Raw genomic sequence first — 24,724 nt, forward strand, 5'->3', positions numbered from 1 at the left:
ACCGACTACTACGCGCCCCTGGGCGGGCGCCCGGCCTTCCTGCGATACGTGCGCAACGGCCTGCACCGAGACGCGGCCGGCGGGCGATGCGCGTGCGTCAGAGTCCTTCCAGCACGATCTTGCCGCGCGTATGGCCAGCCTCCAGCTGGGCGTAGGCGCGGCGCAGGCTGTCCACGCCCAGGCGGCCGCCGTGCTCGCCCTGCGTGGTACGCAGCACGCCGGCATCGACCAGCGCCGCCACGCGCTCGAGCAACGCATGCTGGGCGGCCATGTCCGGGGTGTGGAACAGCGACCGGGCGAACATGAATTCCCAGTGCAGCGACAGGCACTTGCGCTTGAGCGGCATCGCGTCGAGCTGCGCCGGGTCGTCGATCAGCGCCAGCTGCCCCTGGGGTGCCAGCGCCTGGATCAGGTCGGCGTAGTGGGCATCGGTGTGGGTCAGGCTGGCGACGTGCTCGACCTGGGCGATGCCCAGCGCGCGCAGGCCCTCGGCCAGCGGCCGGGCATGGTCGATCACGTGGTGGGCACCGATTTCGCGCACCCACTGCGCGGTCTCCGGCCGCGAAGCGGTGCCGATGACGACCAGCCCGGTCAGCCGGCGCGCCAGCTGCACCAGGATCGACCCGACGCCGCCGCCGGCGCCGACCACCAGCAGGTGCTGGCCCTCGCCGCCGCCTTCCGGGATGCGCAGGCGGTCGAACAGCAGTTCCCAGGCGGTGATCGCGGTCAGCGGCATGGCTGCCGCCTGGGTCGCGTCCAGCGACGTCGGGCGCCGGCCGGCGATGCGCTCGTCCACCAGCTGGTACTCGGCATTGCTGCCCGGGCGATCGATGGCGCCGGCGTACCAGACCGCGTCGCCGGGCTTGAACAGGCTTACCTCGCGGCCGACCGCATCGACGATGCCGGCCGCGTCGAACCCCAGGACGCGCGTGCCCTCGGTCAGCGAGGCACGCAGCTTGGTGTCCACCGGGTTCACCGATACCGCCTGCACGCGCACGCGCAGGTCGCGGGGGCCGGGCTCGGGAAGGGGAAGATCGATCTCGACCAGCGCGGCCGGGGCGCCGTGCAGCAATCCGGCCCGGGTGCAGGCGATGGCTTTCATGGGGCCTCCTGGCCAACGGGGTTGCCGCCATCCTCGCCCCGGGCGCCGCGGCGTGCAAAGCGGCGCAGACATGCGCCCGTTGCGCGGCGGGCAATCCGGGCCGGCGCGGCGGCGCGGCCGCGGCGTCGGGCCCAGGGCGCCGCACCCATTCCTGCACGGGCGTGGCACCGGGATGCGCACTCGTCCGCGCGGTCGCCTGCCGCGGACGGGCGCATCGCATCCCCGCGGTCCGTCGGGGCGCCGAGGCACGGCGCCCGTCCGGCGCGCTCAGGCCCGGGAGAACACCGCTTCGGCCGGCAGCCGCGACTTGGGCAGTTTCGCGTTGAAGTCGTTATCGGCGTGGTAGCCGAGGGCGACGATCGCCTGCGAGGAGAGGCCCTTGGCCTCCAGGCCGAACTCGGCATCCAGCGTTGCCGCGTCGAAGCCTTCCATCGGCGTGGCATCCACGCCCAGCACGCCGGCCGCCAGCAGCAGGAAGCCCTGCGCGAGGTAGACCTGCTTCTGCGCCCAGTGGGCGATGTCGCCGGCGGCGTGGTGCGCATCGACGTAACCGGCGCGGCTCTTGCGCTGGCCCTCACGGGCCTCGTCGCTGGCGAAGCGGCCTGCGGCCTGGTCGTTGTCGAGCAGGGCCTGCAGGTAGTCGGGCGTGAGGTCGTTGCGCGCGCACAGCACCACCACGTGCGAGGCGTCGAGCACCTTCGGCGCGTTGTAGGCATAGTGGCCGGTAGTGGCCTTGGCCACGCGCGCCTTGCCGGCGGTATCGTCGGCGACGATGAAGTGCCAGGGCTGCGAGTCCACCGAGGAAGGGCTGTAGCGCAGCGCGGCCAGCAACGACTCGACGATGGCGGGCGGCAGGGTGCGGCCGGCGTCGTAGGCCTTGGCGGCGTAACGGTGCTTGAGGACTTCGATCAGATCCATGGGGCATCCAGTCAGGAGGGAAGGCGGCCGCCATGATCGCATCGCCCCGGCCGCCGGCTGCACCCGCCACCGGAATGCTGCCTTTCCATTCGCGCAACCCCGGTCGGCGCGGGCCGCCGGGCCGGCGCCGCGCTGCTAGGCTGTGCCCCCCGCCGCCGGAACCGTACCGCGATGAACTGGATGGGCATCCACGAACCCTGGGCCTTCGTGGCCGCCGTGCTGGTGTTCCTGGCCTTGCCCGGGCCGGGCACCTTCGCCTTGCTCAGCGCCACCGGGATGGCCGGCCCGCGCGGCGGCTTCCGCTGCCTCGGCGGCCTGCTGCTGGGCGACCAGGCCCTGATCTGGCTGGCGGTGGCCGGCGTGGCCGCGCTGCTGCGGGCACACCCAGTGCTGTTCCATGCCGTGCAGTATCTCGGCGCGGCCTACCTGGTCTGGATCGGCGCGAACCTGCTGCGCACGCGGCGCGGCGGCGGCCCGGGCACGGTGCCGATGCAGGCCGGGCACCTGTTCCGGCAGGGCTTGCTGGTCAGCCTGCTGAACCCCAAGGGCATCGTGTTCTACATGGCCTTCTTCCCCTTGTTCATCGACCCGGCGCATGCGCGCGGCGCGGTCACGTTCGCGACGATGGCGCTGCTGATCGCGCTGCTCAGCCTGGCGTGGTGCTCGCTGCTGATCGGCCTCGGCCACGCGTTGGCGCGGCGGCTGGCGCAGCACCCGCGCGCCGGCCTGTGGCTGCGCCGCGCCGCCGGCACCGGCCTGGTGGGCTTCGGGGTCAGGCTGGGCCTGCCGAACTGAGGCCGTGCGCGGCCGGCGGGTGCCCTGCCGGCCGAGGATGCCGCCGACGATCGCGGCCGCGGTGTTCCGCGCCAGGCGGGCGCTGGACGGCCTAGACTGGCGCGATGCCCGAACTGCCCGAAGTCGAAACCACCCGCCGCGGCCTGGAGCCGCACCTGCTCGGCCGCACGGTGCACGGGGTGATCCTGCGCCGGCCCGACCTGCGCTGGCCGATCCCGGCGGAGATCGAGCGCGAGCTGCCCGGCCGCCGCATCGCCGGCGTGCGCCGCCGCGCCAAGTACCTGCTGCTGGACACCGAGGAAGGCGACAGCGCGCTGCTGCACCTGGGCATGTCCGGCAGCCTGCGGGTGCTGCCCGGCGACACGCCGGTGCGCGCCCACGACCACGTGGACATCAGCCTGGACAACACCCGGGTGCTGCGCTTCAACGACCCGCGCCGCTTCGGCTGCCTGCTGTGGCAACCGGCCGGCACCGTGCACGCGCTGCTGCGCGGGCTCGGCCCGGAGCCGCTGTCCGACGATTTCGACGGCGACTACCTGTTCGCCCGCAGCCGCGGCCGCAGCGCGCCGGTGAAGGCGTTCCTGATGGACCAGCGCACCGTCGTCGGCGTGGGCAACATCTACGCCGCCGAAAGCCTGTTCCGCGCCGGCATCAGCCCGCTGCGCGCGGCCGGCAAGGTCTCGCGCGAGCGCTACGCGGCGCTGGCCGCGGCGGTCAGGGACATCCTCGCCTACGCCATCACCCGCGGCGGCACCACGCTGCGCGACTTCATCAGCCCGGACGGCGCGCCCGGCTACTTCGAACAGGAACTGGCGGCCTACGGCCGCGGCGGCGAACCGTGCCCGCGCTGCGGCCGCCCGCTCAAGCAGGCCAGCCTCGGCCAGCGCACCACGGTGTGGTGCGGCCACTGCCAGCGCTGAGCGCTCAGGCCGGGGCCGGGCGGCCGAGCAGCCAGTCGCGCAGCACCACCGCCTCGTTGTGGCGCTCGTCGCGGGCACCGTAGACCAGGGTCAGCGGCCCGTCGGCGGCCAGGCCGCGCAGGCGTTCGAGCGGTGCCGGATTGGCCTCCAGCTCGGCGCGGTAGCGGGCGACGAAGCCGGCCCAGCGCTCCGGGCGGTGGCCGAACCACTCGCGCAGGGCGGTGCTCGGCGCCACGTCCTTGAGCCATTCCCCGGCCAGGCGTTCGTGCGAGATGCCGCGCGGCCACAGCCGGTCCACCAGCACGCGGTGGCCGTCGTCGGCGGCAGCCGGTTCGTAGGCGCGCTTGATGCGGATGTCCGGGCGCTTGTTCATGGCCAGCTCCTGGTACGGGATGAATGGGGACCAGCCTGCAATCGGTGCCGTGACGGCCGTGTTCCGGCCGGGATTGGCGCTATAGTCGGGCTCCCGACCGATGGCACAAGGAAACCGCCATGGCCGATGTACCCGATATCACGGTGTGGCTCGATTCGGCCCGCGGTGGCGACAGGGCCGCGCTGGATCGCGTGTTGTCCGCGCTTTACCGGGAACTGCACACCATGGCCAGGCGCCAGCTCGCCGGCCGCCAGGGCCAGACCCTGGACGCCACCTCGCTGGTGCACGAGTCCTACCTGAAGCTGCTCGGCGGCGGCAACGCCGCGCGCTTCGAGGACCGCGCCCACTTCTTCGCCTATGCCGCCTCGGCCATGCGCAGCGTGGTGGTGGACTACGCGCGCACCCGCCTGGCGCGCAAGCGCGGCGGCGACCTCAAGCGCGTGGACCTGCCCGAGGACAGCCACGGCACGGTCACCATGGACGAGAACGTGCTGGCCCTGGACGTGGCCCTGGACCGCCTCCACGCGGTGGACGCGCGGCTGTCGCAACTGGTGGAGATGCGCTACTTCGCCGGCCTGTCGGAGACCGAGATCGCCGAGCTGATGCAGCGCTCCGAGCGCAGCATCCGCCGCGACTGGCAGAAGGCGCGCATGTTCCTGCTCGCATCGCTGGACGGGGGCGACTGAGCCATGGACAGCGCCCGCTGGCACCGCCTGTCCACGCTGCTGGACACCCTGCTCGACCTGGACGCGCCGGCACGCCGCAGCCGCCTGGCGCAGATCGGCGCCGGCGACGCCGCGCTGGCCGCCGACCTGGAGCGCATGCTCCGGCGCGAGGAGGCCGAGGCCGGCTTTCTCGCCGCGCCGCTGGTGTCCACCGCGGTCACCGTGCCCGACACGCTGGGCCCGTACCGCCTGCTGCGCCCGCTCGGCGAGGGCGGCATGGGCGAGGTCTGGCTGGCCGAACGCGAGGCCGAGGGCGCCGGGGCGACCGCACATGTCGCGCTCAAGTTGTTCCATCCCGGCTGCGGCATGGGCGATCCGCACGAGCGCGAGATCCTGGCGCAGCTGCAGCACCCGTGCATCGCACGCCTGCTCGACGACGGCCGCGCCCCGGACGGGCGGCCCTACCTGGTGCTGGAATACATCGCCGGCGAACCGCTGACCGCCTACTGCCGGCGCCTGGACCTGCCGGTGGTCGCGCGCCTGCGCCTGTTCCTGCAGGTCTGCGACGCGGTGGCGCATGCCCATGCCTGCAACATCGTCCACCGCGACCTCAAGCCGGGCAACGTGCTGGTGGACGGGGACGGCACACCGCACCTGCTCGACTTCGGCATCGCCCACCGCCTGGACGTGCCGGCGTCCGCGCCGGTGGCGAAGGGCGACCGCACCTTCACCCTGCACTACGCCGCGCCCGAGCAGGTGCGCGGCGAGGCGGCCACCGCGCGCAGCGACGTCTATTCGCTGGGCGTGGTGCTCTACGAACTGCTGGCCGGGCGCAAGCCCTACTACCTGCGCCGCCGCGGCGATGCGGACTGGGAGCACGCCATCTTGCGCGTGGTGCCGCCGCGCGTGTCCCAGGCCGTGCTCGATGCCGCCCGCCAGGGCCTGCTCGATGCGGCCACGGCGCAGCGGCGCGCGCGGGAGCTGCGCGTCCTGGACCGCCTGCTGTTCACCGCGCTGCACAAGGAGCCGGCGCAGCGCCATGTCTCGGTGCAGGCCTTCGCCGCGGACCTGGCGCTGCAGCTGCGCCGCCTGCAGCTGCGCATGCCGCCGCCGGCCGGGGCCGCGCGCTGGCACGGGCTGGAACGGCGGTACCGGGCCGTCGCGGGCGGCGCGGCGGCCGGCGCCGCGGCCCTGGCCAGCGCCACGCTGCTGTAGCCCGGGCCGCGGACACGCCGCGGGCACCTGTCTATGATGCGCGCTGGCCAGCACGCACCCCGTCCATGCACCGACGCCATTTCCTGCAGCACGCCGCCGCCGCCCTCGCCAGCCTGGGATTGCCCGCCCTGCCCCTGCACGCGCTCGCCGCCGCGCGCGCGGTCGGCCTGCGCCGCCTCGGCCAGCCGCACCCGTTCGACTATGCCTGGCTGAAGGGCCAGGCCCGCGAACTGGCCGGGCGGCCCTACCGGCCGCACCGGCGCACGCTGCCCGCGCCGGTGGAGGCGCTGGACTGGGACCAGTACCAGTCGATCCGCTACCGCCAGGACCACGCGCTGTGGGCCGACGTGCCCGGCCGGTTCCAGGCCAAGTTCTTCCACCTGGGCCTGTACTTCCATACCCCGGTGCAGATGTACGACGTGGTCGACGGCCAGGCCCAGGAACTGGCCTACGACCCGGCCGCGTTCGACTACGGCAGCAGCGGGCTGGACCATGTCCACCTGCCCCGGGACCTGGGCTTCGCCGGCTTCCGCCTGAACACGCGCGCCAACACCGACCGCGATTTCGCCGCCTTCCTCGGCGCCAGCTATTTCCGCGCGGTCGGCAAGGAGGGCCAGTACGGCCTGTCGGCACGCGGGCTGGCCATCGACACCGGCAGCGGCGGGCCGGAGGAATTCCCGGACTTCATCGCCTACTACCTGGAGCAGCCGGCGCCGGACTCGGACACGGTGGTGGTGTACGGCCTGCTCGACTCGCCCAGCGTCGCCGGCGCCTACCGCTTCGCCATCACCAACGGCGAGGTGCTGGCGATGGACGTGGACGCGGCGCTGTACCCGCGCACCACCATCGAGCGCCTCGGCATCGCCCCGTGCACCAGCATGTACCAGGCCGGCGAGAACGACCGCCGCATGGGCTGGGACTGGCGCCCGGAGATCCACGACAGCGACGGCCTGTCGCTGTGGACCGGCGCCGGCGAATGGATCTGGCGCCCGCTCAACAACCCGCCGCAGCTGCGCTTCAACATGTTCGTGGACGACAACCCGCGCGGCTTCGGCCTGCTGCAGCGCGACCGCGACTTCGACCACTACCAGGACGACGGCGTGTTCTACGACAGGCGCCCGTGCCTGTGGGTGGAGCCCAAGGCCGGCTGGGGCGCCGGCTCGGTGCAGCTGGTCGAGATCCCGACCGTGGACGAGACCTTCGACAACATCGTCGCGTTCTGGAACCCGGCGGCCAAGCCGCAGGCCGGCGAGGAACTGCTGTACGGCTATCGCCTGTACTGGGGCGCGCGGCCGCCGGCGTCCTCGCCGCTGGCGCACTGCGTGGCCACCCGCACCGGCCTGGGCGGGGTGGCGGGCCAGCACCGCAAGTACTTCTCGTGGCGCTTCGCGGTCGATTTCGCCGGCGCCGGGCTGGCGCGCCGCGCCGATGCCAACGACCTGACGGTGGAGGCGGCACTGTCGGTCTCGCGCGGCCGCACCGAGATCGTCTCCGCCCGGCCGCTGCACGCGATCGGCGGCTACCGCGCCATGTTCGACGTGGTGCCGCCGGACGCCTCCATGCAGCAGATCGACATCCGCCTGTACCTGCGCGACGCCGACGGCACGCCGCTGACCGAGACCTGGCTGTACCAGTGGACCCCGCCGCCGGGGGACCAGCGCCCGCTGTACTGACCGCTGCGGCGGCACGGCGTTCGCGGCCGCGGGCGACCGCAGCGGCAGGCCGGCGGGAACGCCGACCGCGAAGGCGTCCGGCGGGCACGGAGCCGCCCGGGACGCCCGGGCGGCCCGGAGGCCACCGGGCGGACCGCACACCGCGCCGGGCGCGCGCCCGCCGGTGCGGCGAGGGTCCGTCGTCTCCCTTCCGGAGTGCATGACCGGCCGCCGTGATGCACGAGCGCCCGGACGGCACGTCCCGCAGGTCGCCACGAGCCGGCAGGCCACGGCCAGCGGCAAACGCAGGCGCCGCGGGCGATCGCGCCCCGGCCCCGCGGATCAGAGCGGCAGCTCTTCCTGCAGCGGCTCGACCCGGCCCTCGCCGCGCGTGATCTTCTTGAACTCGGCACGGCTGACCGAGACATAGCGCTCGTTGCCGCCGATCTCCACCTGCGGACCGTCCTGCACCGCGCGGCCGTGCCCGTCCACGCGCACGGTCATCGTCGCCTTGGCGCCGCTGTGGCAGATGGTCTTGATCTCGGCGATGTCGTCGGCCCAGGCCAGCAGGTACTGGCTGCCCTCGAACAGCTCGCCGCGGAAGTCGGTGCGCAGGCCGTAGCACAGCACCGGCACGCGCAGCTGGTCCACCACCTCGCTCAACTGCCACACCTGAGCGCGGGTGAGGAACTGCGCCTCGTCCACCAGCACGCAGTGGAGCCGGCCGTGGTCGCGGATGTCGTCCTGCACCAGCCGCTCCAGGTCGGTGTCGCGGTCGAAGGCGGTGCCTTCCGCGCGCAGGCCGATGCGCGAGGCGACCACGCCCGAGCCTGCGCGGTGGTCCAGGCGCGGGGTCAGGATCAGGGTGCGCATGCCGCGCTCGCGGTAGTTGTGCGCCGACTGCAGCAGGGTGGTGGTCTTCCCGGCGTTCATCGCCGAGTAGTAGAAGTAGAGCTTGGCCATGCGCCGATTCTAAGGGCGGCCGGCGCCGGCGCGTCGCTGCGGGGCAAGGCCGCGTTTGTCAATCTCCGGCCGGCCGCGCCGGCTCGCTACAATGCCCCGTCCATGCACGGTCTCAATCCCCCCCAGCGCGCCGCGGTCCTGCACTGCGAAGGTCCCCTGTTGGTGCTCGCCGGCGCCGGCAGCGGCAAGACCCGCGTCATCGTCGAGAAGATCGCCCACCTGATCGCCTCCGGCCGCTACCCGGCCAGGCGCATCGCCGCGATCACCTTCACCAACAAGTCGGCCAAGGAGATGCGCGAGCGCGTGGCCAAGCGCATCAAGGGCGATGCCGCCGACGGGCTGACCATCTGCACCTTCCATGCGCTGGGGCTGAAGTTCCTGCAGGTCGAGCACGCCGCGGCCGGGCTGAAGCGCAATTTCTCCATTTTCGATGCCGACGACGCGGCCGCGCAGATCAAGGACCTGATGCACGGCGCCAAGCCCGACGTGGTCGAGGACATGAAGCAGCTGGTCTCGCGCGCCAAGAACGCCGGCCTGTCGCCGGAGCAGGCGATGGCGGCCGCGCGCAGCAACCGCGAGAAGGAAGCCGCAGGCGTCTACGAGCGCTACCAGCTGCGCCTGGCCACGTTCAACGCGGTGGACTTCGACGACCTGATCCGGCTGCCGGTGCAGATCCTCGAGAACAACGAGGAGATCGTGAAGGCCTGGCGCGAGCGCATCGGCTACCTGCTGGTGGACGAGTGCCAGGACACCAACGACGCCCAGTACCGGCTGCTGAAGATGCTGGCCGGCCCGCGCGGCAACTTCACCTGCGTGGGCGACGACGACCAGAGCATCTACGCCTGGCGCGGCGCCAACCCGGAGAACCTGCTGCAGATGGGCAGGGACTACCCGAAGCTGGAAGTGATCAAGCTGGAGCAGAACTACCGTTGCTCCAACCGCGTTCTGCGCGCGGCCAACGCGCTGATCGCGCACAACCCGCACGAGCACCTGAAGACGCTGTGGAGCGATGCCGCCGACGGCGAGCGCATCCGCGTGTGGGAGTGCCGCGACAGCGACCACGAGGCCGAGAAGGTCGCCGCCGAGATCTCCTACATCGCCACCGCCCGGCAGGCGCCGTGGAGCGATTTCTGCATCCTGTTCCGCGGCAACTTCCAGTCGCGGCCGCTGGAGAAGGCGCTGCAGCTGCTGCGCGTCCCCTACCACCTCACCGGCGGCACCGCGTTCCTGGAGCGGCAGGAAGTCAAGGACACGCTGTCCTGGCTGCGCCTGGTGGCCAATCCCGACGACGACGCGGCGTTCCTGCGCGCGGTGCAGTCGCCCAAGCGCGAGGTCGGCGCCACCTCGCTGGCCAGGCTGGCCGAGCTGGCCGCGGCCAGGCACGTGCCGATGGCGCGCATGGCCGAGTCGATGGGCGCGCTCAAGCAGTTGCCGCCGCGCGCGGCCAACGGCCTGAGCGCCTTCGCCGACGTCCTGGCCGACCTGCGCCACCATGCCGCGCTGCTGCCGGCGGCCGAACTGGTGCGGCGCCTGGCCGAGAAATCCGGCCTGCTCGCCGACCTGCGCGCGCAATGCAAGGACGAGGCCAGCTTCCAGCGCCGCAAGGCCAACGTGGAAGAGCTGGCCGAATGGTTCGAGGGCGGCCCGCGCGGCGCCAGCGCCGGCGACCTGGCCGCGCAGCTGGCGCTGCTCTCGCGCAACGACAAGGACGACGGCGGCAACCAGGTGCGGATGATGACCCTGCACGCCTCCAAGGGCCTGGAGTTCCGCTACGTGTTCATCGTCGGCTGCGAGGACGGCGTGCTGCCGCACGAGGTCAGCCTGGACGAGGGCAACCTGGCCGAGGAGCGGCGCCTGCTGTACGTGGGCATCACCCGCGCCAAGGAACAGCTGTGGATGAGCCACAGCAAGCTCACCCGCAAGTTCGGCGAGCAGATCCGGCTCAAGCCCAGCCGCTTCTTCGACGAACTGCCGGCCGGCGAGCTGCAGCGCGACGGCGCCGACCCGGTGGCCGACGCCCAGCGCAAGCAGGAGCGCGCCAAGGCCGGGCTGGCGGCGATCCAGGCCTTGTTCGACCCGTAGGCCAGCGGTTCGCTCCTTCCCGCCCGTCCGGCTCTCGCCGGCGGCCGGTACCGGTTCTGCACCGGGCCAGGCGCCATGCGACGACGGATGGGTGCCGGCCGCGCCGGCCGGTGCGCCGTACAGGCACCTCGGAATCCGGCACGCCGGCCGCTGCTGCCGCCTGCTTGCGGCAGGCCTCTTCGCTGCCTCCCCCCCCCACCGGACGGCAGAGGCAGTGCAGAGGCAGTAAGCCTCGCGCAGCCGCGGGGAAGGAAGCCGGTACCGGCGCATGCGGCGCATGAAGGCGCGCGCGCCCGATGCGGCCCGCAGCACGGCCCCAGCCACCGGGACGATCCCGCGCTGGATTGCCGGAGATGCCCGATCGCACCATGCTGCAGCCGGTCCCACTGCCCTTGCCCGCCATGACGGTCGTCATCGAAACCGCGCGCCTGCGCCTGCGCCACCTGCATGCCGGGCGCGACGCCGCCGCGATGCTGGCCTTGCTCAACGACCCGGGCTTCCTGCGCGGCATCGGCGACCGCGGCGTGCGCACGCGGGCCCAGGCCACGGCCTTCATGCGCCACTGGCGCGGCATGCGCTACGCGCTGTGCGGCTTCGGCCACTACGCGATCGAGGAGCGGCAGGGCACATTCCTCGGCACCGCCGGGCTGATCCGGCGCGAGGACCTGCCGGCCCCGGACATCGGCTACGCCCTGCTGTCGGCCCATCACGGCCATGGCTATGCCGAGGAAGCGGCGCGCGGCGTCATGGCATACGCGCGCGAGGTGCTGGAGCTGCCGCGCCTGCTCGGCATCGCCTCGCCGGACAACGCGCGTTCGATCCGGCTGCTGGAGAAGCTGGGCCTGCGCTACAGCGGTGAGTACGTCATGCCCGACGGCAAGCCGGATGCGCTGTACGCGATCGAGTTCGGCTGGGCGCGGGCCGACGCGGCGCGCCGGGGCGGTTGAGGGTCGAGCCTCGGCACCCGCTTCGCGGGTGCGATCCCGGACACGCCGGCGCGTGCACGGACCGGGGCCGGTGCCCCGGAGGCCGGGCGGCCGCGATGGCGATTGCGCTGCGGCGGGCGCCGGGTCCCCGCCTGCGCGGGGACGAGGGATCACCGGGCGCCGCGCCACCTCGACGGACAGACGATCGGCCGCGCCTCTTCCCGGACGGTCGCGACGATGGGGCGTTCCCCGACAACGGTGGCGCATCCACAAAAAGGGACGGCGCCCGCAGGCGCCGTCCTTCGCGAACGATCAGCGCGCGAGGGTCACTTGCCGCCGCCCACCGAGGCGTGGATCACCTCCAGCACCTGGCGCAGCTGCTTGACGTCGACCTGGCCGGGCGCGGACGGCACGCCGATCATGCCGAAGGTCATGTCGCTGCCGAACACCTCGCCGGACAGGCGCGAGATCGCCCCCAGCCCGCCCATCGACATGGTCAGCTGCGGCTTGAGCGAGTACCTGGCGCGCACCTGCTCGGTGGCATCGAGCAGCTTGAGCACATCGGCCGGATCGTGCGGCATCACCGCGATCTTGAGCACGTCCGCGCCGAGGGCGTCCTGCCTGCGCAGGCGCGCGACGATCTCCTCGGTCGGCGGGGTCTTCTGGAAATCGTGGCTGGACATGACGATGCGGGTGCCGGCCTTGTGCGCGGCGGCCACCACCTGCCCGACCACCTTCTGGTCGCGGAACATCTCCACGTCCAGCAGGTCGGTGAAGCCGGCCTTGATCAGCGCCAGGTACAGCGTGCCGTAGTCGGCGTCGCTGATGGCCTTGGCACCGCCCTCGGCCTTGGTGCGGAAGGTGAGGATCATCGGCTTGCCCCGGGCGGCCTGGGCGACCTGCTTGCCGAGCGCGGCGACCTGGGCCGGGTCGGTGGCGAAGTCCAGGTAGTCGATGCGGAACTCGATCAGGTCGGCGTCGGGGTTGGCGCCGATCACGCGCGCCTGCTCCAGCACCTGCTGCGGGTTGGCGCCGGTGGTCGGGACGATGGTCTTGGGCGCGCCCTGGCCGATCACGGTGCTGCGGATGGTGAACGGCTGGGCGTGGCGCACGTTCACCGCGGCGGCGCCGGCGCTGGTGGGCGTCGCGGCCAGGGCATCGGTGGTGCCGGCGGCGAACAGCGGGCCGGCGAGGAAGGCGGAGATGGCGAGCATCAGGATGCGATTGTTCATGGGATCGGTCTCGAGTCTAGGCAAAAGGCGACGGCGGCAGGTCCGCCGTCGCCGGGATCCGGCGTACGGTCAGAACGTGACCTTGGCCTGCAGGCCGAGCGCCAGCACGTTGTCGGTGTTCTTGTAGCGGAAGGTGCCGGGGTTGGTGATGTACTGCACGTCCGGGCGCAGCGACAGCCACGGCTTGACCTGGAAGGTGTAGGCCACCTCCCACAGTGCCTCGGCCTGGTTGAGCTCCCAGTCCGGGTCGCTGATCAGCCCCATCGCCTGCAGCTGCAGTTGCTGCTGCAGCAGGTGGCGGTTGATCGAGGCGCGCACGTAGCCCACCGCCACGCGGTCCTGCGGACGGCTGTGGAACATCCCCTGGTAGACGAAGCCGGTGGAGAACCAGCGGTGCATCACCGCGGTCTGCTGCGATTGCGCGGTGTACTGGGCGAACACGCTCAGGCCGCCGTTGACCGCGTTGTTGGTCAGCTTCTGGTCGGTCATGACGTAGCCGCCCTCGCGGTGGTCGGCGACCAGCGTGTTGCGGTTGCCGACCATCTTCGCGTCGGAGGTGTCGTAGTAGTAGCCGATCTTGTAGTGGCCGGGGAAGTTGCCCTTGCTGGCGGTGCCCGGCGCCCACTCGAACTCGACCGGGTACAGGTGGCCGGTGGTGCCGTGCTCGTGCAGGCTCCAGCGGTTGGCCTCCAGGTTGTAGTTGGTGTTGACCAGCACCATGCCGGCACGCACGGTGGTCTCGGGCGTGGGATGCACGGTGACGTGAGTGGCCCAGCGCGGCCGCGGCCAGTTGGTCCAGCCCGCGCTGGTGGACAGCGAGATCGGGTGCGCGCACAGCGCCGCGTTGACGAAATTGGTCATGATCTGGTTGATGCCGAAATCATTGCCCATCACGTAGAAGCCGGCCTTCCAGTTCACCTTCCTGTCGAGGAAGTTCTGGTCGTAGCTCAGTTCGGAGATGCGGGTGAACTGGTCGCTGTAGATCTCCTGGATCGGCATGTAGTCGTTGCCGGCCAGGTCCTGCGAGGTGCCGCGGCCGCGGCGGTCGTTGATGGTCAGGTGGAAGCGGCCATCGCCCCAGAAGGAGGTCAGCTTGCCCATGTCCAGGTCGACGCCGACCTGGGTCTGGAAGGCGTTGCGCGCGCTGTGGTCGACACCGCCGTCCACCACGCCCATCGCCTCGGTGATGAAGCCGCCGCGCAGGTTGACGCCCTCGGCGAACAGCGCGCTGCGCTTGCCGCCCCAGTCGCCGGTCATGGTCTTGCCGGTGAACAGGTCGGAGGAAGCCTCCTGGCCGATCGCCACGCCCGGCAGCGCCAGGGCGGCGGCGATCACCAGCGGCAGCACGGCCCGGTGGGAGGAAGCCTTGGAATTCGTGTTCATAACCTATCCCTCGATATGTATCGGTCGGCCGGCCGGGGGCGGGCGCGTGCGCGCCCGGATCGCCGCGCATGCGGCAACCTGGATCCCGCGTTCCAGCCCGGGTGGCACCCCGCGGGACGGGCGTCCTCGCCCGCCCCGCCGAGTGCCTACTTCAGCGCAACCGGCTTGCTGAGCACGGAGGTCGCGCCGTCGACGGTGGTGAGCGTCGCCGTCAGGTTGGCGATGCCGCCCGCCTCCCCGGCGGGCACCTCGTAGACGAACCGGGCCTGGCCCTGGGCATCCACCGGCACGTTCACGTAGCCCAGGTAGCGCTCGGCCTCGTCCTCGCCGGGCCGGCTGTTGGCGAACACCTCCACCCGGTACAGGGTGGACGGCTGGCCGCTGAAGGTGCCCTCGAGCCGGGCGCCCTTGCCGACGCGGCGGGCGGAGGTCAGCACCGGTGCGGCCTGGCCGTAGTTCGGGGTCGGCTCGCAGTCGGCCACGTTGCCGTCCAGCGCGCAGATCTTCTCCAGCTTGGCCGGGTCGCTCTCGATGCCGCCGCCGCGGTCGCCCACGTACTGGCCGTGCTCCAGCCCCGGCACGTTGAACACGATCGCGCCGTGCTGGTCCGGCAGGCACGCGCCGCCGGCGAAGCAGCGCTTGACGTCCTTGCCGTTGTCGTACATCGCGTTGGCGGTGATCGTGTTGACCGCCGGGCCGAGCACGCGGTTCTTGCCGTAGGTGCCGTTCGGGCCGGGCGCGGCCTGCGGGCGCACCGACACCGCCACCCGGTTGTCGTGCATGACGTTGCCCGAGACGATGTTGCCGGTGCCGCTGAGGGTCACCGCGGAGGACAGGCCGTTGAAGGTGTTGCCGGAGATGAAGTTGCGGTTGCCCCAGTTCAGCTGCACGCCGTCGGACATGTTCTCGAAGTGGTTGTGCACGATGGCGTTGTCGTTGCCCCACAGGATCTCCAGGCCCTGCGACGGCTCCTTGTTGTTCTTGTCCGAGCTGGTGATGAAGTTGTCGGCGATCAGGTTGAACGCCGAGCCGCGGGTCGCCTCCATCGCATCGCCATTGTCGACGAACACGTTGCGCAGGATCTTGTTGTGCACCGTGGTGGCGGCGGTGGAATTGCCCTTGCCGTCGTCGCCGGTGAGCATGATGCCGGCACCGCCGATGTTGTGGACGATGCGGTTGTCGTGGATCAGGCTGCCGCGCGCCCGGTTGATCAGGATGCCGATGCAGAAGTTGCGCACCTCCAGGCCGTGCAGTTCCACGCCGTCGGTGTCGCGCAGGATCAGGCCCGGCTTGGTCGTGGTGCGCACGTTGGTGCCGTAGGTGCCGGGCACGGCACCGGGGCACGATTGCGGGTCGGTGCCGCCGATGTAGCGGGCGCCGTCGATCACCACGTAGGTGCCGGTCTGGCCGTAGCTGACGTTGTCGATGACCACCGGCCCCTTGATCGGCGGCAGCTCGCTCTCGATGTGGATGACGTTCTCGCCCGGCTGCAGGGCCGACAGCTCGATGCGGTAGTCGCCGGGATTGCGGTTGTTCTGCTCCAGGGCCCAGCGGAAGGTGCCCGCGCTGCCGTCGTCGGCATAGCTGGTGACCTTGAGCACCTGGCCCGGTGCGGGACGCGGCGGCGCCATGCCGGCGATCGCCGGATCGCCACCGGCGTCCTGGGCGAAGGCCGGGGCCGCCAGGATGGCGGCGGCCAGTAGTGAAAGACGGATCTTGCTGCTCATCTGCTTGCTTCCTCTCTAGGACGTGGTCTCGTCGTATTCGTATGGGGAGGCGATGCACCTATCCGGCATCGCGGGTCCACAGGATCTTGGTGCCGAAGCCGAGCCGGTTGTCGGTCAGCTTCATCCGCAGCGGGCGCAGCTCCCAGGCCGGGGCGGACAGGGCCGCGGCCTGGGGGAACCGCGCCCGGTAGAGGCCCAGGGCGGCATCGCGCTGCACCGGCGTTTCCAGCAGGCGGGCATCGCCCTCGAACTGCAGGCCGCGGATCTCGGAGATCTCCAGCGGCTGGCCGGCGATGGTGCCCGCCGCGTGCGGGTTGGCCTGGAGCATGGCGGCATGGCGCGTGTCCTGGCTGCCCAGGAACACGAAGCGCACGCCGGCCGGGTCGAAGGCGAAGAAGGCGTTGGCAGCCCACACCTCGCCGTCGCGGCACACGGCCAGCGACAGCACGTGGTGGTCCTGCAGGAAGGCTTCGATCCGTGCGGGCAGCGGGTTCATGTCCAGGGTCCCTGTTGGGGCGGTCGTCGTGCGTATCAGCCGAATATCCGGACCCACAGGGCCGACACCGGCATGGCGAACAGCAGGGCGGGCAGCATGTTGGCCACCGGGAACACCTTGATGCCGCAGATGCGCAGGCCGGTGGCCAGCATCAGCAGGCCGCCCACCGCCGAGAAGTCGGCCTGCATGGCCGGGGTGGTCAGCGGCAGGATCAGCACCGCGCCGAAGGCCAGGGCGAGCTGGATGGCCAGCTGCGGCACGGCGATGGTGGCCACCGCGTAGCCCAGCGAGGTGGCGAAGATGGCGGCGGTGAAGAAGTCCAGGAACGACTTGGCGATCAGCACCGAGGCATCGCCGGTCATGCCCTCGTGCATCGAGCCGAAGATGCCGGTGCCGCTGGCGCAGAACAGCACGATGATGGCGACGAACTTCTCCAGGAACGCTTCCTCGGACAGCCCGTTCTTCGGCGCCGGCAGCAGCGATTCCACGGCCCCCTTGGCCATGTTGCCCAGCTTGCCGATGCCGCGCTCCAGGTAGAGCAGCTCGCCGACCAGCGCGCCGAGGATGCCCGAGAGCACCATCACCGGCATGTGCGTGGCCTTGTTGATGAGGATCACCGCCATCGCCATCGAGGCGACGCCGAAGGTGAGCGGCATGGCGCTGCGCAGCCGCTCGGGCATGCGGTTGGCCAGCATGGCGCCGCCGATGGCGCCGAACAGCACGGCCGCGCCGTTGATGTAGGGTCCGATGATCATGGGCTTTCCCCTTCTGCTTCCGCGGTGGTGGCAGGCAGGCTTTCGCCCCACCGCGGCAATTGCGTGTAGTCGAAGCCGAGCAGGCCGATGGCCCGGGCGGCGCTGTGGGTGACGATCTGCTCGATCGACTGCGGGCCGGCATACAGCGCCGGCACCGGCGGGAACACGATGGCGCCGTACTCGGTGACCGCCGCCATGTTGCGGATGTGGCCCAGGTGCAGCGGCGTCTCGCGCACCATCAGCACCAGCTTGCGGCGCTCCTTGAGCACCACGTCGGCGGCGCGGGTGAGCAGGTTGTCGGTGACGCCGTTGGCGATGGCCGCCAGCGAGTGCATCGAGCACGGCGCCACGATCATGCCGACGGTGCGGAACGAACCGCTGGAGATCGCCGCGCCGACCGCGCCGGTGGGATAGAACACGTCGGCCAGCGCGATCACCTCCTCGCGCGACATCGCGGTCTCGTGCTCGCGGGTCAGGCCGGCGGCCTTGGACATCACCAGGTGGGTCTCGGCCCCCAGCTCGCGCAGGAGCTGGAGGGCCTTGACGCCATACTGGAAGCCGGTGGCGCCGCTGATGCCGACGATCACTCTTGGCTTTTGCATGGCACGGACTCCGTGGTTACTTCTTGTAGCCGGGGACGAAGCGCTCGGCGTCCACTTCCAGGAACTGCGAGCGCTGGAAGTGGTCCTTCAGGTCGAACGGCACGGTGCAGTCGTAGATCGTCTTGCAGGTGATGCCGTGGCCGCGGATCGAGGGGCTGAAGGCCGGGTCCTGCGAGGGATCGAGCGGATGGCAGCGCACGCCGGGGATGGTGATGGTGTCCACGTCGCCCTGGTAGCGGGTGGTCATCGCCCAGATCACGTCGTTGGTGTCGAAGATGTCCACGTCCTCGTCCACCAGGAACACGTGCTTGAGCTCGGAGAACGCGGTGAAGGCGATCAGCGCGGCCTGGCGCTGGCGGCCCTCGTCCTGGGCGGTGCGCTTCTTGATCTGGATGAAGGCCACGTACTTGCCGGTGCCCGGCGACGGGCAGTGCACGTTCTGCACCAGGCCCGGCAGCGCCTGCTCGGCCAGCGCCAGGATCGAGGCCTCGGTCGGGATGCCGGCCATGTTGGTGTGTTCGTCGGACGGGCCGATGCAGGTCTGCAGGATCGGGTCCTTGCGCGTGGTCACCGCCTTGACCTTGATCACCGGCACCGCGGCCTTGGCCTCGCCGGTGTAGCCGGGGAACTCGGGCATGGCCTTGCCGGTGTGGGTGTTCTGGTCCTCCTGCACGCGCACGTTCGGCAGCAGCTCGCCCTCGATCACGATCTCGGCGTTGGCGATGCCGCGCGCGCCCTTGACCGCCACGCCGTCCACCAGCTCGACCGGGCGCCCGCGCAGGCCGCCGGCGATGGACAGCTCGTCGTAGCCCAGCGGGGTGGTCGGGGCCTCGAAGCAGGCGCCGATCTCGATCGCCGGGTCCACGCCGATGGAGATGGTGATCGGCATCGGCTTGCCGGCCTTCTCGTACTTCTGCCGGAACTGGTCCAGGTGGCGGCCGGGGACGAAGTACATCGAGATCTCGTCCTTGCTCTGCACGCACAGGCGATGGATGGTCACGTCGTGCGCGCCGGTGTCCGGGTCGGCGCCGTAGCACATGCCCAGGGTGAAGTACGGGCCGGCGTCCTCGGGGGTGTTCTTCGGCGCCGGCAGCAGCGTGCGCAGGTCGAAGCCCGGCTCGCTGGCCAGGTGCACCACTTCCTGGCACGCCGCCTTCTCGTGCGGCACCACCACCGGGGCGATCGCGTTCTTGACCGCCTCGCGCATCTGGAAGCCGAGCTTCTCCTTGTCCATGCCGAACATGCGCGCCACGCGCTCGCGCGAGGCCAGCAGGCCGATCAGCACGCGCACGCCCGGGTAGCCCTTGACGTTGTTGAACATCAGCGCCGGGCCGGTCTGGGTCGGGCGCATCACCGTGCCACCGGCGCCGACGTAGCGATAGACGCCGGACAGCTCGGCCTCCGGATCGACGGCCACGTCGGTCTCGACGTATTCGCCCGGGTACTGCTTGAGCAGCGCGATGGCCGAACGCAGGTCGGTGATGTCGGCTGCCTTGAGGGTGTTGTTGCTCATGTTTCGTCTCCGCGATGGGGAAGTCGCCAGGCTCGTTGCCTGGAACAGATGATCCCCGCGAAGACGTGCCGCCTCATTGATTCAGATCAATTCAAGTAATTGATTTTAAAGGACTTTTTAGGCGAAAAAAATGCCCGCCCCGAATTCTCCGGGCAGGCATGCGATGGTCTGCGGCAGTGCCCGGGCAAACGCGGCACTGCGCATGGAGGCAAGCCTAGCGGCCGGCCTGCGCGAAACTTTGGAAAAGTGTGGCGGCCGCCGCCGCCGGTGCCGGTCAGCTGCGCTCGGCGGGCAGCACGACCTCGGCGTCGAGCCCGCCGCCGGGCGGGTTGGAGAGCTGGATGCTGCCGCCGTGGGCGCGGATGCAGTCGCGGGCGATGGCCAGGCCGAGCCCCACGCCCGCGCCGGTGCGGTCCTCGTGGTTGCGCGAGGAATCGAGCTGGAAGAACGGCTCGAACACCCGCTCCAGCATCTGCTCGGGAATGCCCGGGCCGTCGTCGCGCACGCCGATGACCGCGTTGCCGCGGGCATCGCGTTGCACGCGCACGTCGGCATGGGTGCCATGGGCGAGCGCGTTCTCCACCAGGTTGCCGATGGCGCGCTTGAGCGCCAGCGGGCGGCAGCGGTACGGCACGGGGGCCGGGGCCTGCAGGGTCACGTCCCGGCCCAGCTCCTTCTGGCGCTCCACGACCTCGGCGATCAGCGCGCACAGGTCCACGTCCGCGCTCTGCTCGGAGGCCGCGTTCTGGTGGGCGAAGCTGAGGGTCTCGTTGACCATCTGCCTCACCTCCTCCAGCGTGCGCAGCATCTCGGTGCGCTCCTCGCTGTCGGGCAGCATGGCCGCCTGCAGTTCCAGCGAGGTCAGCGGCGTGCGCAGGTCGTGGCTGATGGCGGCCAGCATGCGCGTGCGCTCGTCGACGAAGCGGGTGATGCGCTCGTGCATGTCGTTGAAGGCCAGCGCGATCTCGCGGATCTCCTCCGGGCCGTGCACGCGCAGCTTCTGGATCCGTTCGCCCCGGCTCATGCGCTCGGCCGCATCGGTCAGCTGCGAGGTCGGCTGCATGATGCGCCGCGCGAAAACGTACATGACGATCAGCAGCGGCAGGATGCCCGCGAGCATGGACAGCCGCATCAGCTGCCAGCCCTCCTGCCACGAGGACTGCACCGGCAGGGCCTGGCGGGTGTGCAGCCAGCGGCCGGCCCCCAGCGCCAGGTCGATCTCCACGCAGCGGATCCCGCCCTCGCGCGTGTCCACCCCCGCCATCAGCGCGCGACTTTCCGCATCGGCCCGGCACGGCATGCGCACGGTCACGCTGCTCGCGCCGAGGCGCTGCTCGAGATCGCCGGCCAGGCCGGCCTCGCGCTCGTCCATCGCGTGCACGCTGGCGGTGCGGTCTATCCACAGCTTGGCCACGCGGCTGTCGAAGGAGGTCAGCCAGCCGGTGTCCTCGACCGGCATCCGGTGGGCGAGCCGGTAGGCGGTGATCGTGCGCGACAGCGCGTGCTCGCGCGCGATCGGGTGCAGCGCGCCGGACTGCGGCCACAGCAGCAGCAGGCCGAAGAGGTTGCCAACGACGAAGCCGCCCAGCATCAGCAGGACCAACTGGCCCGCCAGGTGCCGGGGCACCAGCTTCATGGCGCGTCCTGGGTCACGTCCGCCGCGAACAGGTAGCCGTCGCCCCAGATGGTCTTGAGCATCGTCGGGTGCCGCGGGTCCTTCTCCAGCTTCTTGCGCAGGCGGCTCACCTGGCTGTCCACGCTGCGGTCGAAGGGGTTGCCGTCGCGGCTGGTCAGGTCCAGCAGGTCGTCGCGCCCGAGCACCTGGTTGGGGCGCTCGAGGAACACCCGCAGCAGCCGGTACTCCATGGTGCTCAGCGCGACCTCGTTGCCTTCCGGATCCGACAGCCGGCGATGGCCCAGGTCCAGGCACCATCCCTCGAAGTGCAGCAGGCCCTTCTCGTCCACCAGGCCCGGCGGCATCATCCGCGCGCGGCGCAGCACGCTGCGCACGCGCGCCACCAGCTCGTCGACGCTGAACGGCTTGACCACGTAGTCGTCCGCGCCCAGGTCCAGCCCGACGATGCGATCGGAATACTCGGCCTTGGCGGTGAGCATGATCACCGGCACGTGCTGCTCGGCGACGATGTAGCGGCACAGCGACCAGCCGTCCTCGCCCGGCAGCATCAGGTCGAGGATGATCAGGTCGAAGCGGGTGGCGGCCATGCAGGTCCGGGCGCCGGCCGCGTCGGCCGCGGCGGTCACCTCGAAGCCCTGCCTGCGCAGGTAGGCGGCCAGCGGCTCGCGGATCGAGCGATGGTCATCGACGACGAGCAGGTGGGACACGGGGACACCGGTGGGCTGCGGACCCCGGCAAAAATACCAGACCCCCGCCGCCACATCTGGCCACACCTGTGCGCGCCGCCGGGTGCTAGCGTCGCGCGCATGTCCGATCCCGACCGTGCCGCCACCGACGCCCTGATCGCCGTGGACGCGCAGGATCGTGCCCTGCGCCCGGTGGCCAAGTCCGCCTGCCACGCCGGCGAGGGCATCCTCCACCGCGCCTTCTCGGTGTTCCTCTTCGACCCTCAGGGCCGGGTGCTGCTGCAGCAGCGCAGCGCCGCCAAGCCGCTGTGGCCGGGCTACTGGGCCAACAGCTGCTGCTCCCACCCGCGCTGGGGCGAACGCCTGCACGATGCCGCCGCGCGCCGCGTGCGCGAGGAACTGGGCGCGTCGCCGGGCGGCGAGCTGGCGTGGCGGTTCTCCTTCGTCTACCACGCCCGGTACGGCGAGGCCGGCAGCGAGTCCGAGCTGTGCCACGTGTTCACCGGCGAGGTGGATCCGCGCCGGCTGCGGCCGGACCCGGACGAGGTGGCCGCGCTGCGCTGGCTGTGGCCGCAGGAACTGGGCGCCGCGCTGCGCGACCGCCAGGCCCCCTTCACCCCGTGGCTGCGCCTGGAATGGCCGCGCCTGGCGGCGATGCAGGCCGCCGCGTTCCCGGCACGCGCGTGAGCGCGCGGCTCACCCGGCGCGCCGGGCGGACACGGCGATCGCCGCCCACGCGCCCAGCACGAGGAAGGTGACCAGGCTCCACGCCGGCATCGACAGGCCCAGGAAGGTCCAGTCGATCACCGCGCATTCCCCGGAGCCGGTGAAGACCTGGCGCATCATGTCCGCCATCGGCATCTCGCGCAGCATGTAGGCCAGGTCCGGGCCGCAGGCGGGCACCTCGGCCGCCGGCAGCAGCTGCAGCCAGACGTGGCGGATGGCGAGCGCGGCCCCCGCCGCCGCGGCCAGCACCGCCAGCACCGCCCAGGCGGCGCGGCCGCCGCGCCCGCGCGGGCCCCAGGCCGCGCCCAGCAGGAACACCACGCCCAGCACCACGAAGGCGCCGCGCTGGAACGTGCACAACGGGCAGGGCTGCAGGTGGTCGAAGAACTGCACGTACAGCGCGTACAGCAGCACGCCCAGGCAGGCGGCGAACCCGGCCAGGCAGCGCTGGCGGAAGGTCCAGCCGAAGGGATTCCACTTCCGGGGATTGTCGTCGCGCATGGCCTGGCTCCTCTGTCGCTGGCGGCCCGACGGGGCCATGGCGCGATCATGCGCCGCCCGCCCCGGCCCCCTCTTGATCGACATCAAGAAACAGGGGCGTCAAACGGGTCGGATAGAATCGCCCCATCCCGACGCCACCTCCGGTCCCCGATGCGCGCTCCTGCCGTCTTCCTGCTTCCCCTCGCCCTGTCGCTGGCCCTGGGCGCCTGCGCCCCGTCCAATACCCGCCCGGTACCCCCGGCCGCCGCAGGCGCGGGCGCCACCGCGGCGGCGCCTGCCGCGGCGGTGCCCGCCGACGACAATCTCAACGCGGTGCTGTGGATGCAGCGCGCCGAGGAATACCGCGCCCTCGCCGAGCAGACCTGGCGCGCGGCGGGCGACCGCCTGGACGCCGCGCTCGCCGATCCGTCGTGGAACGCGCTGGTGCCCGACGAACGCGAAGCCGGCGCCGCCCCGCGCAAGCCCGCCGTGGTGGTGGACGTGGACGAGACCGTGCTGGACAACTCGCCCTACCAGGCCCGGCTGATCGTCGACGGCAACGAATACTCCGACCCCACCTGGGACGCCTGGGTGCAGGAGCGCAAGGCCCGGGCCGTCCCCGGTGCGGTCGAGTTCGCCCGGCGCGCGGCGGCCAAGGGCGTGACCATGATCTACCTGACCAACCGCGCCACCCACCTGCAGCAGGCCACCCTGGACAACCTGCGCGCGGTCGGGCTGCCGGTCGGCGATGCGAGCACGTTCCTCGGGCTGGGCACGGTGGTGCCGGGCTGCGAGCAGGACGGCACCGAGAAGGATTGCCGGCGCCGCCTGGTCGGCCGCCAGTACCGCGTGCTGATGCAGTTCGGCGACCAGCTCGGCGACTTCGTCAAGGTCGAGGCCAACGTGCCGGAAGGCCGCCGCGCCCTGTACGACCAGTACCAGGCCTGGTTCGGCGAGCGCTGGTGGATGCTGCCCAACCCGAGCTACGGCGCCTGGGAACCGGCCCAGTTCAACAACGACTGGACCCAGCCGCGCGAGCAGCGCCGCGACGCCAAGCGCCGCGCGCTGGAGCTGGACCGGTGAGCCGAGCGCCGCTGGCGCTGGCCGCGCACGAGCGGCTGATCTTCGCGCTGGACGTGCCGGACCTGGAGCAGGCCACGGCCTGGATCGACCGCCTCGGCGATGCGGTGTCGTTCTACAAGATCGGCATGGAGCTGCTCGCCTCCGGCGACTACTTCCGCGTGCTCGACGCGCTCGCCCACCGCGGCAAGCGCGTGTTCGTGGACCTGAAGTTCTTCGACATTCCGGCCACGGTCGCCGCCGCGGTCCGCGGCCTGTCGGACTGGCCGGTGAGCTACTGCACCATCCACGGCTGGCATGCGGCGATGATGGCCGCCGCCGCCGACGCCAACCGCAACCCGGACATGCGCCTGCTGGCGGTCACCGTGCTCACCTCGATGGGCCGCGAGGACCTGGCCGCGCTGGGCATGGACCGCGAACCGGTGGAGATCGTGCTCGAGCGCGCCCGCGCCGCCCAGGCCTGCGGCGTGGACGGGGTCATCGCCTCCGGCCAGGAGGCCGGCCCGCTGCGTGCCGCGCTCGGCGAGGGCTTCTCCATCGTCTGCCCGGGCATCCGCCCGGACGGGCCCGGCGGCGACGACCAGCGCCGCACCGTCGGCGTCGCCCGCGCCTTCGCCGACGGCGCCGATGCGATCGTGGTCGGCCGGCCGATCCGCCTGGCCGGGGACCCGCGCGCGGCGGCGCTGGCCCTCCAGGACGAGGTCGCCCGCGCCGTGGCCGGGCGCGGCTGAGCCGGCCGCACCCGGCGAAACGCGAACGGCGCCCTTGCCCGCGCCGGCCCGCGCCGCCAAGATGCC

General features: G+C 71.7%; 24 protein-coding genes. 10 read left to right on the plus strand and 14 right to left on the minus strand.

Features of this window, described 5'->3' with window-relative positions:
* Positions 1–97: 97 nt before the first annotated feature.
* Positions 98–1,102, minus strand: a complete 1,005-nt coding sequence (locus BN3794_RS14740) for a zinc-binding alcohol dehydrogenase family protein (protein WP_066098490.1) — start codon at positions 1,100–1,102, stop codon at positions 98–100.
* Positions 1,103–1,369: 267 nt separating this feature from the next.
* Positions 1,370–2,020, minus strand: coding sequence for an oxygen-insensitive NAD(P)H nitroreductase (gene nfsB, locus BN3794_RS14745; RefSeq protein ID WP_066098492.1), 651 nt, complete (start codon positions 2,018–2,020; stop codon positions 1,370–1,372).
* 171 nt (positions 2,021–2,191) lie between these two features.
* On the opposite strand from nfsB, the gene BN3794_RS14750 reads away from it, so the two are divergent.
* Together BN3794_RS14750 and mutM are read left to right on the plus strand one after the other, a co-directional pair.
* Positions 2,192–2,815: a LysE family transporter gene (locus BN3794_RS14750; protein ID WP_066098495.1), complete on the plus strand. Its 624-nt coding sequence runs from the start codon at positions 2,192–2,194 to the stop codon at positions 2,813–2,815.
* 104 nt (positions 2,816–2,919) lie between these two features.
* Positions 2,920–3,735, plus strand: a complete 816-nt coding sequence (mutM, locus tag BN3794_RS14755) for a bifunctional DNA-formamidopyrimidine glycosylase/DNA-(apurinic or apyrimidinic site) lyase (RefSeq protein ID WP_066098497.1) — start codon at positions 2,920–2,922, stop codon at positions 3,733–3,735.
* Between the two features lie 4 nt (positions 3,736–3,739).
* On the opposite strand, the gene BN3794_RS14760 is transcribed toward mutM, so the two are convergent.
* Positions 3,740–4,108 carry a DUF488 domain-containing protein gene (locus tag BN3794_RS14760; protein WP_066098499.1) on the minus strand — a complete coding sequence of 123 codons (369 nt, stop codon included), beginning with the start codon at positions 4,106–4,108 and terminating at the stop codon, positions 3,740–3,742.
* Between the two features lie 119 nt (positions 4,109–4,227).
* On the opposite strand from BN3794_RS14760, the gene BN3794_RS14765 reads away from it, so the two are divergent.
* The 3 genes from BN3794_RS14765 to BN3794_RS14775 all read left to right on the plus strand — a co-directional run bounded on the left by BN3794_RS14765 (position 4,228) and on the right by BN3794_RS14775 (position 7,661).
* Entirely contained in the window at positions 4,228–4,794 is a 567-nt protein-coding gene (locus BN3794_RS14765; RefSeq protein ID WP_066098501.1) for an ECF-type sigma factor, read from the plus strand.
* A 3-nt stretch (positions 4,795–4,797) separates the two neighbouring features.
* Positions 4,798–5,988 (plus strand): serine/threonine-protein kinase, encoded by a 1,191-nt coding sequence (locus BN3794_RS14770; RefSeq protein WP_066098503.1) that lies wholly within the window; start codon positions 4,798–4,800, stop codon positions 5,986–5,988.
* A gap of 65 nt (positions 5,989–6,053) precedes the next feature.
* Positions 6,054–7,661 carry an OpgD/OpgG family glucan biosynthesis protein gene (locus tag BN3794_RS14775; RefSeq protein WP_066098504.1) on the plus strand — a complete coding sequence of 536 codons (1,608 nt, stop codon included), beginning with the start codon at positions 6,054–6,056 and terminating at the stop codon, positions 7,659–7,661.
* Positions 7,662–7,982: 321 nt separating this feature from the next.
* Here the strand turns inward: BN3794_RS14775 and BN3794_RS14780 are convergent, their stop codons facing one another.
* Positions 7,983–8,603 (minus strand): thymidine kinase, encoded by a 621-nt coding sequence (locus BN3794_RS14780; RefSeq protein WP_066098506.1) that lies wholly within the window; start codon positions 8,601–8,603, stop codon positions 7,983–7,985.
* A 102-nt stretch (positions 8,604–8,705) separates the two neighbouring features.
* Here BN3794_RS14780 and BN3794_RS14785 point away from each other — a divergent pair, with 102 nt between their 5' ends.
* Positions 8,706–10,685, plus strand: coding sequence for a UvrD-helicase domain-containing protein (locus tag BN3794_RS14785; protein WP_066098507.1), 1,980 nt, complete (start codon positions 8,706–8,708; stop codon positions 10,683–10,685).
* Positions 10,686–11,038: 353 nt separating this feature from the next.
* Complete coding sequence (locus BN3794_RS14790) at positions 11,039–11,632, plus strand: GNAT family N-acetyltransferase (RefSeq protein WP_236493270.1); 594 nt, start codon at positions 11,039–11,041, stop codon at positions 11,630–11,632.
* Between the two features lie 305 nt (positions 11,633–11,937).
* On the opposite strand, the gene aroD is transcribed toward BN3794_RS14790, so the two are convergent.
* The 9 genes from aroD to BN3794_RS14835 form a co-directional block, all read right to left on the minus strand.
* Positions 11,938–12,843, minus strand: a complete 906-nt coding sequence (aroD, locus tag BN3794_RS14795) for a type I 3-dehydroquinate dehydratase (protein WP_066098509.1) — start codon at positions 12,841–12,843, stop codon at positions 11,938–11,940.
* 69 nt (positions 12,844–12,912) lie between these two features.
* Positions 12,913–14,226, minus strand: coding sequence for a carbohydrate porin (locus tag BN3794_RS14800; protein WP_147675800.1), 1,314 nt, complete (start codon positions 14,224–14,226; stop codon positions 12,913–12,915).
* Between the two features lie 146 nt (positions 14,227–14,372).
* Positions 14,373–15,953, minus strand: a complete 1,581-nt coding sequence (locus BN3794_RS14805) for a NosD domain-containing protein (protein WP_147675801.1) — start codon at positions 15,951–15,953, stop codon at positions 14,373–14,375.
* 58 nt (positions 15,954–16,011) lie between these two features.
* Complete coding sequence (locus BN3794_RS14810) at positions 16,012–16,449, minus strand: pyridoxamine 5'-phosphate oxidase family protein (RefSeq protein WP_066098512.1); 438 nt, start codon at positions 16,447–16,449, stop codon at positions 16,012–16,014.
* 35 nt (positions 16,450–16,484) lie between these two features.
* Entirely contained in the window at positions 16,485–17,204 is a 720-nt protein-coding gene (locus tag BN3794_RS14815) for a DUF554 domain-containing protein (RefSeq protein WP_066098513.1), read from the minus strand.
* Positions 17,201–17,806: a UbiX family flavin prenyltransferase gene (locus BN3794_RS14820; RefSeq protein ID WP_066098514.1), complete on the minus strand. Its 606-nt coding sequence runs from the start codon at positions 17,804–17,806 to the stop codon at positions 17,201–17,203. Before BN3794_RS14820 ends, BN3794_RS14815 begins: the two co-directional genes overlap by 4 nt.
* 16 nt (positions 17,807–17,822) lie before the next feature.
* The gene (locus tag BN3794_RS14825; protein ID WP_066098516.1) at positions 17,823–19,319 is read right to left on the minus strand and encodes a UbiD family decarboxylase; all 1,497 of its coding nucleotides are present in this window, start codon (positions 19,317–19,319) and stop codon (positions 17,823–17,825) included.
* Between the two features lie 274 nt (positions 19,320–19,593).
* Positions 19,594–20,955 carry an ATP-binding protein gene (locus BN3794_RS14830; protein ID WP_066098517.1) on the minus strand — a complete coding sequence of 454 codons (1,362 nt, stop codon included), beginning with the start codon at positions 20,953–20,955 and terminating at the stop codon, positions 19,594–19,596.
* Complete coding sequence (locus BN3794_RS14835) at positions 20,952–21,662, minus strand: response regulator (RefSeq protein WP_066098519.1); 711 nt, start codon at positions 21,660–21,662, stop codon at positions 20,952–20,954. Before BN3794_RS14835 ends, BN3794_RS14830 begins: the two co-directional genes overlap by 4 nt.
* 99 nt (positions 21,663–21,761) lie before the next feature.
* Between BN3794_RS14835 and idi the strand changes: the two genes are divergently transcribed.
* Positions 21,762–22,328, plus strand: coding sequence for an isopentenyl-diphosphate Delta-isomerase (gene idi / locus BN3794_RS14840; protein ID WP_066098522.1), 567 nt, complete (start codon positions 21,762–21,764; stop codon positions 22,326–22,328).
* A gap of 9 nt (positions 22,329–22,337) precedes the next feature.
* Here idi and BN3794_RS14845 read toward each other — a convergent pair whose 3' ends face one another.
* Positions 22,338–22,868, minus strand: a complete 531-nt coding sequence (locus BN3794_RS14845) for a disulfide bond formation protein B (RefSeq protein ID WP_066098523.1) — start codon at positions 22,866–22,868, stop codon at positions 22,338–22,340.
* Positions 22,869–23,018: 150 nt separating this feature from the next.
* On the opposite strand from BN3794_RS14845, the gene BN3794_RS14850 reads away from it, so the two are divergent.
* Together BN3794_RS14850 and pyrF are read left to right on the plus strand one after the other, a co-directional pair.
* The gene (locus tag BN3794_RS14850) at positions 23,019–23,930 is read left to right on the plus strand and encodes a 5'-nucleotidase, lipoprotein e(P4) family (RefSeq protein ID WP_066098525.1); all 912 of its coding nucleotides are present in this window, start codon (positions 23,019–23,021) and stop codon (positions 23,928–23,930) included.
* Entirely contained in the window at positions 23,927–24,658 is a 732-nt protein-coding gene (gene pyrF / locus BN3794_RS14855; RefSeq protein ID WP_066098527.1) for an orotidine-5'-phosphate decarboxylase, read from the plus strand. The genes BN3794_RS14850 and pyrF overlap by 4 nt, the downstream gene beginning before the upstream one ends.
* The last annotated feature ends 66 nt before the right edge of the window (positions 24,659–24,724 follow it).

This window comes from Xanthomonas massiliensis (assembly GCF_900018785.1).
Lineage (GTDB): Bacteria > Pseudomonadota > Gammaproteobacteria > Xanthomonadales > Xanthomonadaceae > Xanthomonas_B > Xanthomonas_B massiliensis.

Excerpts from the sequence above, each read along its gene's own strand:
- nfsB (WP_066098492.1), bottom strand. The coding sequence starts at position 2,020 with ATGGATCTGATCGAAGTCCTCAAGCACCGTTACGCCGCCAAGGCCTAC.
- BN3794_RS14845 (WP_066098523.1), bottom strand. The coding sequence starts at position 22,868 with ATGCGCGACGACAATCCCCGGAAGTGGAATCCCTTCGGCTGGACCTTC.
- BN3794_RS14760 (WP_066098499.1), bottom strand. The coding sequence starts at position 4,108 with ATGAACAAGCGCCCGGACATCCGCATCAAGCGCGCCTACGAACCGGCT.
- idi (WP_066098522.1), top strand. The coding sequence starts at position 21,762 with ATGTCCGATCCCGACCGTGCCGCCACCGACGCCCTGATCGCCGTGGAC.
- BN3794_RS14775 (WP_066098504.1), top strand. The coding sequence starts at position 6,054 with ATGCACCGACGCCATTTCCTGCAGCACGCCGCCGCCGCCCTCGCCAGC.
- BN3794_RS14825 (WP_066098516.1), bottom strand. The coding sequence starts at position 19,319 with ATGAGCAACAACACCCTCAAGGCAGCCGACATCACCGACCTGCGTTCG.
- BN3794_RS14740 (WP_066098490.1), bottom strand. The coding sequence starts at position 1,102 with ATGAAAGCCATCGCCTGCACCCGGGCCGGATTGCTGCACGGCGCCCCG.
- BN3794_RS14800 (WP_147675800.1), bottom strand. The coding sequence starts at position 14,226 with ATGAACACGAATTCCAAGGCTTCCTCCCACCGGGCCGTGCTGCCGCTG.
- mutM (WP_066098497.1), top strand. The coding sequence starts at position 2,920 with ATGCCCGAACTGCCCGAAGTCGAAACCACCCGCCGCGGCCTGGAGCCG.
- BN3794_RS14830 (WP_066098517.1), bottom strand. The coding sequence starts at position 20,955 with ATGAAGCTGGTGCCCCGGCACCTGGCGGGCCAGTTGGTCCTGCTGATG.
- BN3794_RS14790 (WP_236493270.1), top strand. The coding sequence starts at position 11,039 with ATGCCCGATCGCACCATGCTGCAGCCGGTCCCACTGCCCTTGCCCGCC.
- BN3794_RS14810 (WP_066098512.1), bottom strand. The coding sequence starts at position 16,449 with ATGAACCCGCTGCCCGCACGGATCGAAGCCTTCCTGCAGGACCACCAC.
- BN3794_RS14785 (WP_066098507.1), top strand. The coding sequence starts at position 8,706 with ATGCACGGTCTCAATCCCCCCCAGCGCGCCGCGGTCCTGCACTGCGAA.
- BN3794_RS14805 (WP_147675801.1), bottom strand. The coding sequence starts at position 15,953 with ATGAGCAGCAAGATCCGTCTTTCACTACTGGCCGCCGCCATCCTGGCG.
- BN3794_RS14820 (WP_066098514.1), bottom strand. The coding sequence starts at position 17,806 with ATGCAAAAGCCAAGAGTGATCGTCGGCATCAGCGGCGCCACCGGCTTC.
- BN3794_RS14815 (WP_066098513.1), bottom strand. The coding sequence starts at position 17,204 with ATGATCATCGGACCCTACATCAACGGCGCGGCCGTGCTGTTCGGCGCC.
- BN3794_RS14770 (WP_066098503.1), top strand. The coding sequence starts at position 4,798 with ATGGACAGCGCCCGCTGGCACCGCCTGTCCACGCTGCTGGACACCCTG.
- aroD (WP_066098509.1), bottom strand. The coding sequence starts at position 12,843 with ATGAACAATCGCATCCTGATGCTCGCCATCTCCGCCTTCCTCGCCGGC.
- BN3794_RS14780 (WP_066098506.1), bottom strand. The coding sequence starts at position 8,603 with ATGGCCAAGCTCTACTTCTACTACTCGGCGATGAACGCCGGGAAGACC.
- BN3794_RS14765 (WP_066098501.1), top strand. The coding sequence starts at position 4,228 with ATGGCCGATGTACCCGATATCACGGTGTGGCTCGATTCGGCCCGCGGT.
- BN3794_RS14750 (WP_066098495.1), top strand. The coding sequence starts at position 2,192 with ATGAACTGGATGGGCATCCACGAACCCTGGGCCTTCGTGGCCGCCGTG.
- BN3794_RS14850 (WP_066098525.1), top strand. The coding sequence starts at position 23,019 with ATGCGCGCTCCTGCCGTCTTCCTGCTTCCCCTCGCCCTGTCGCTGGCC.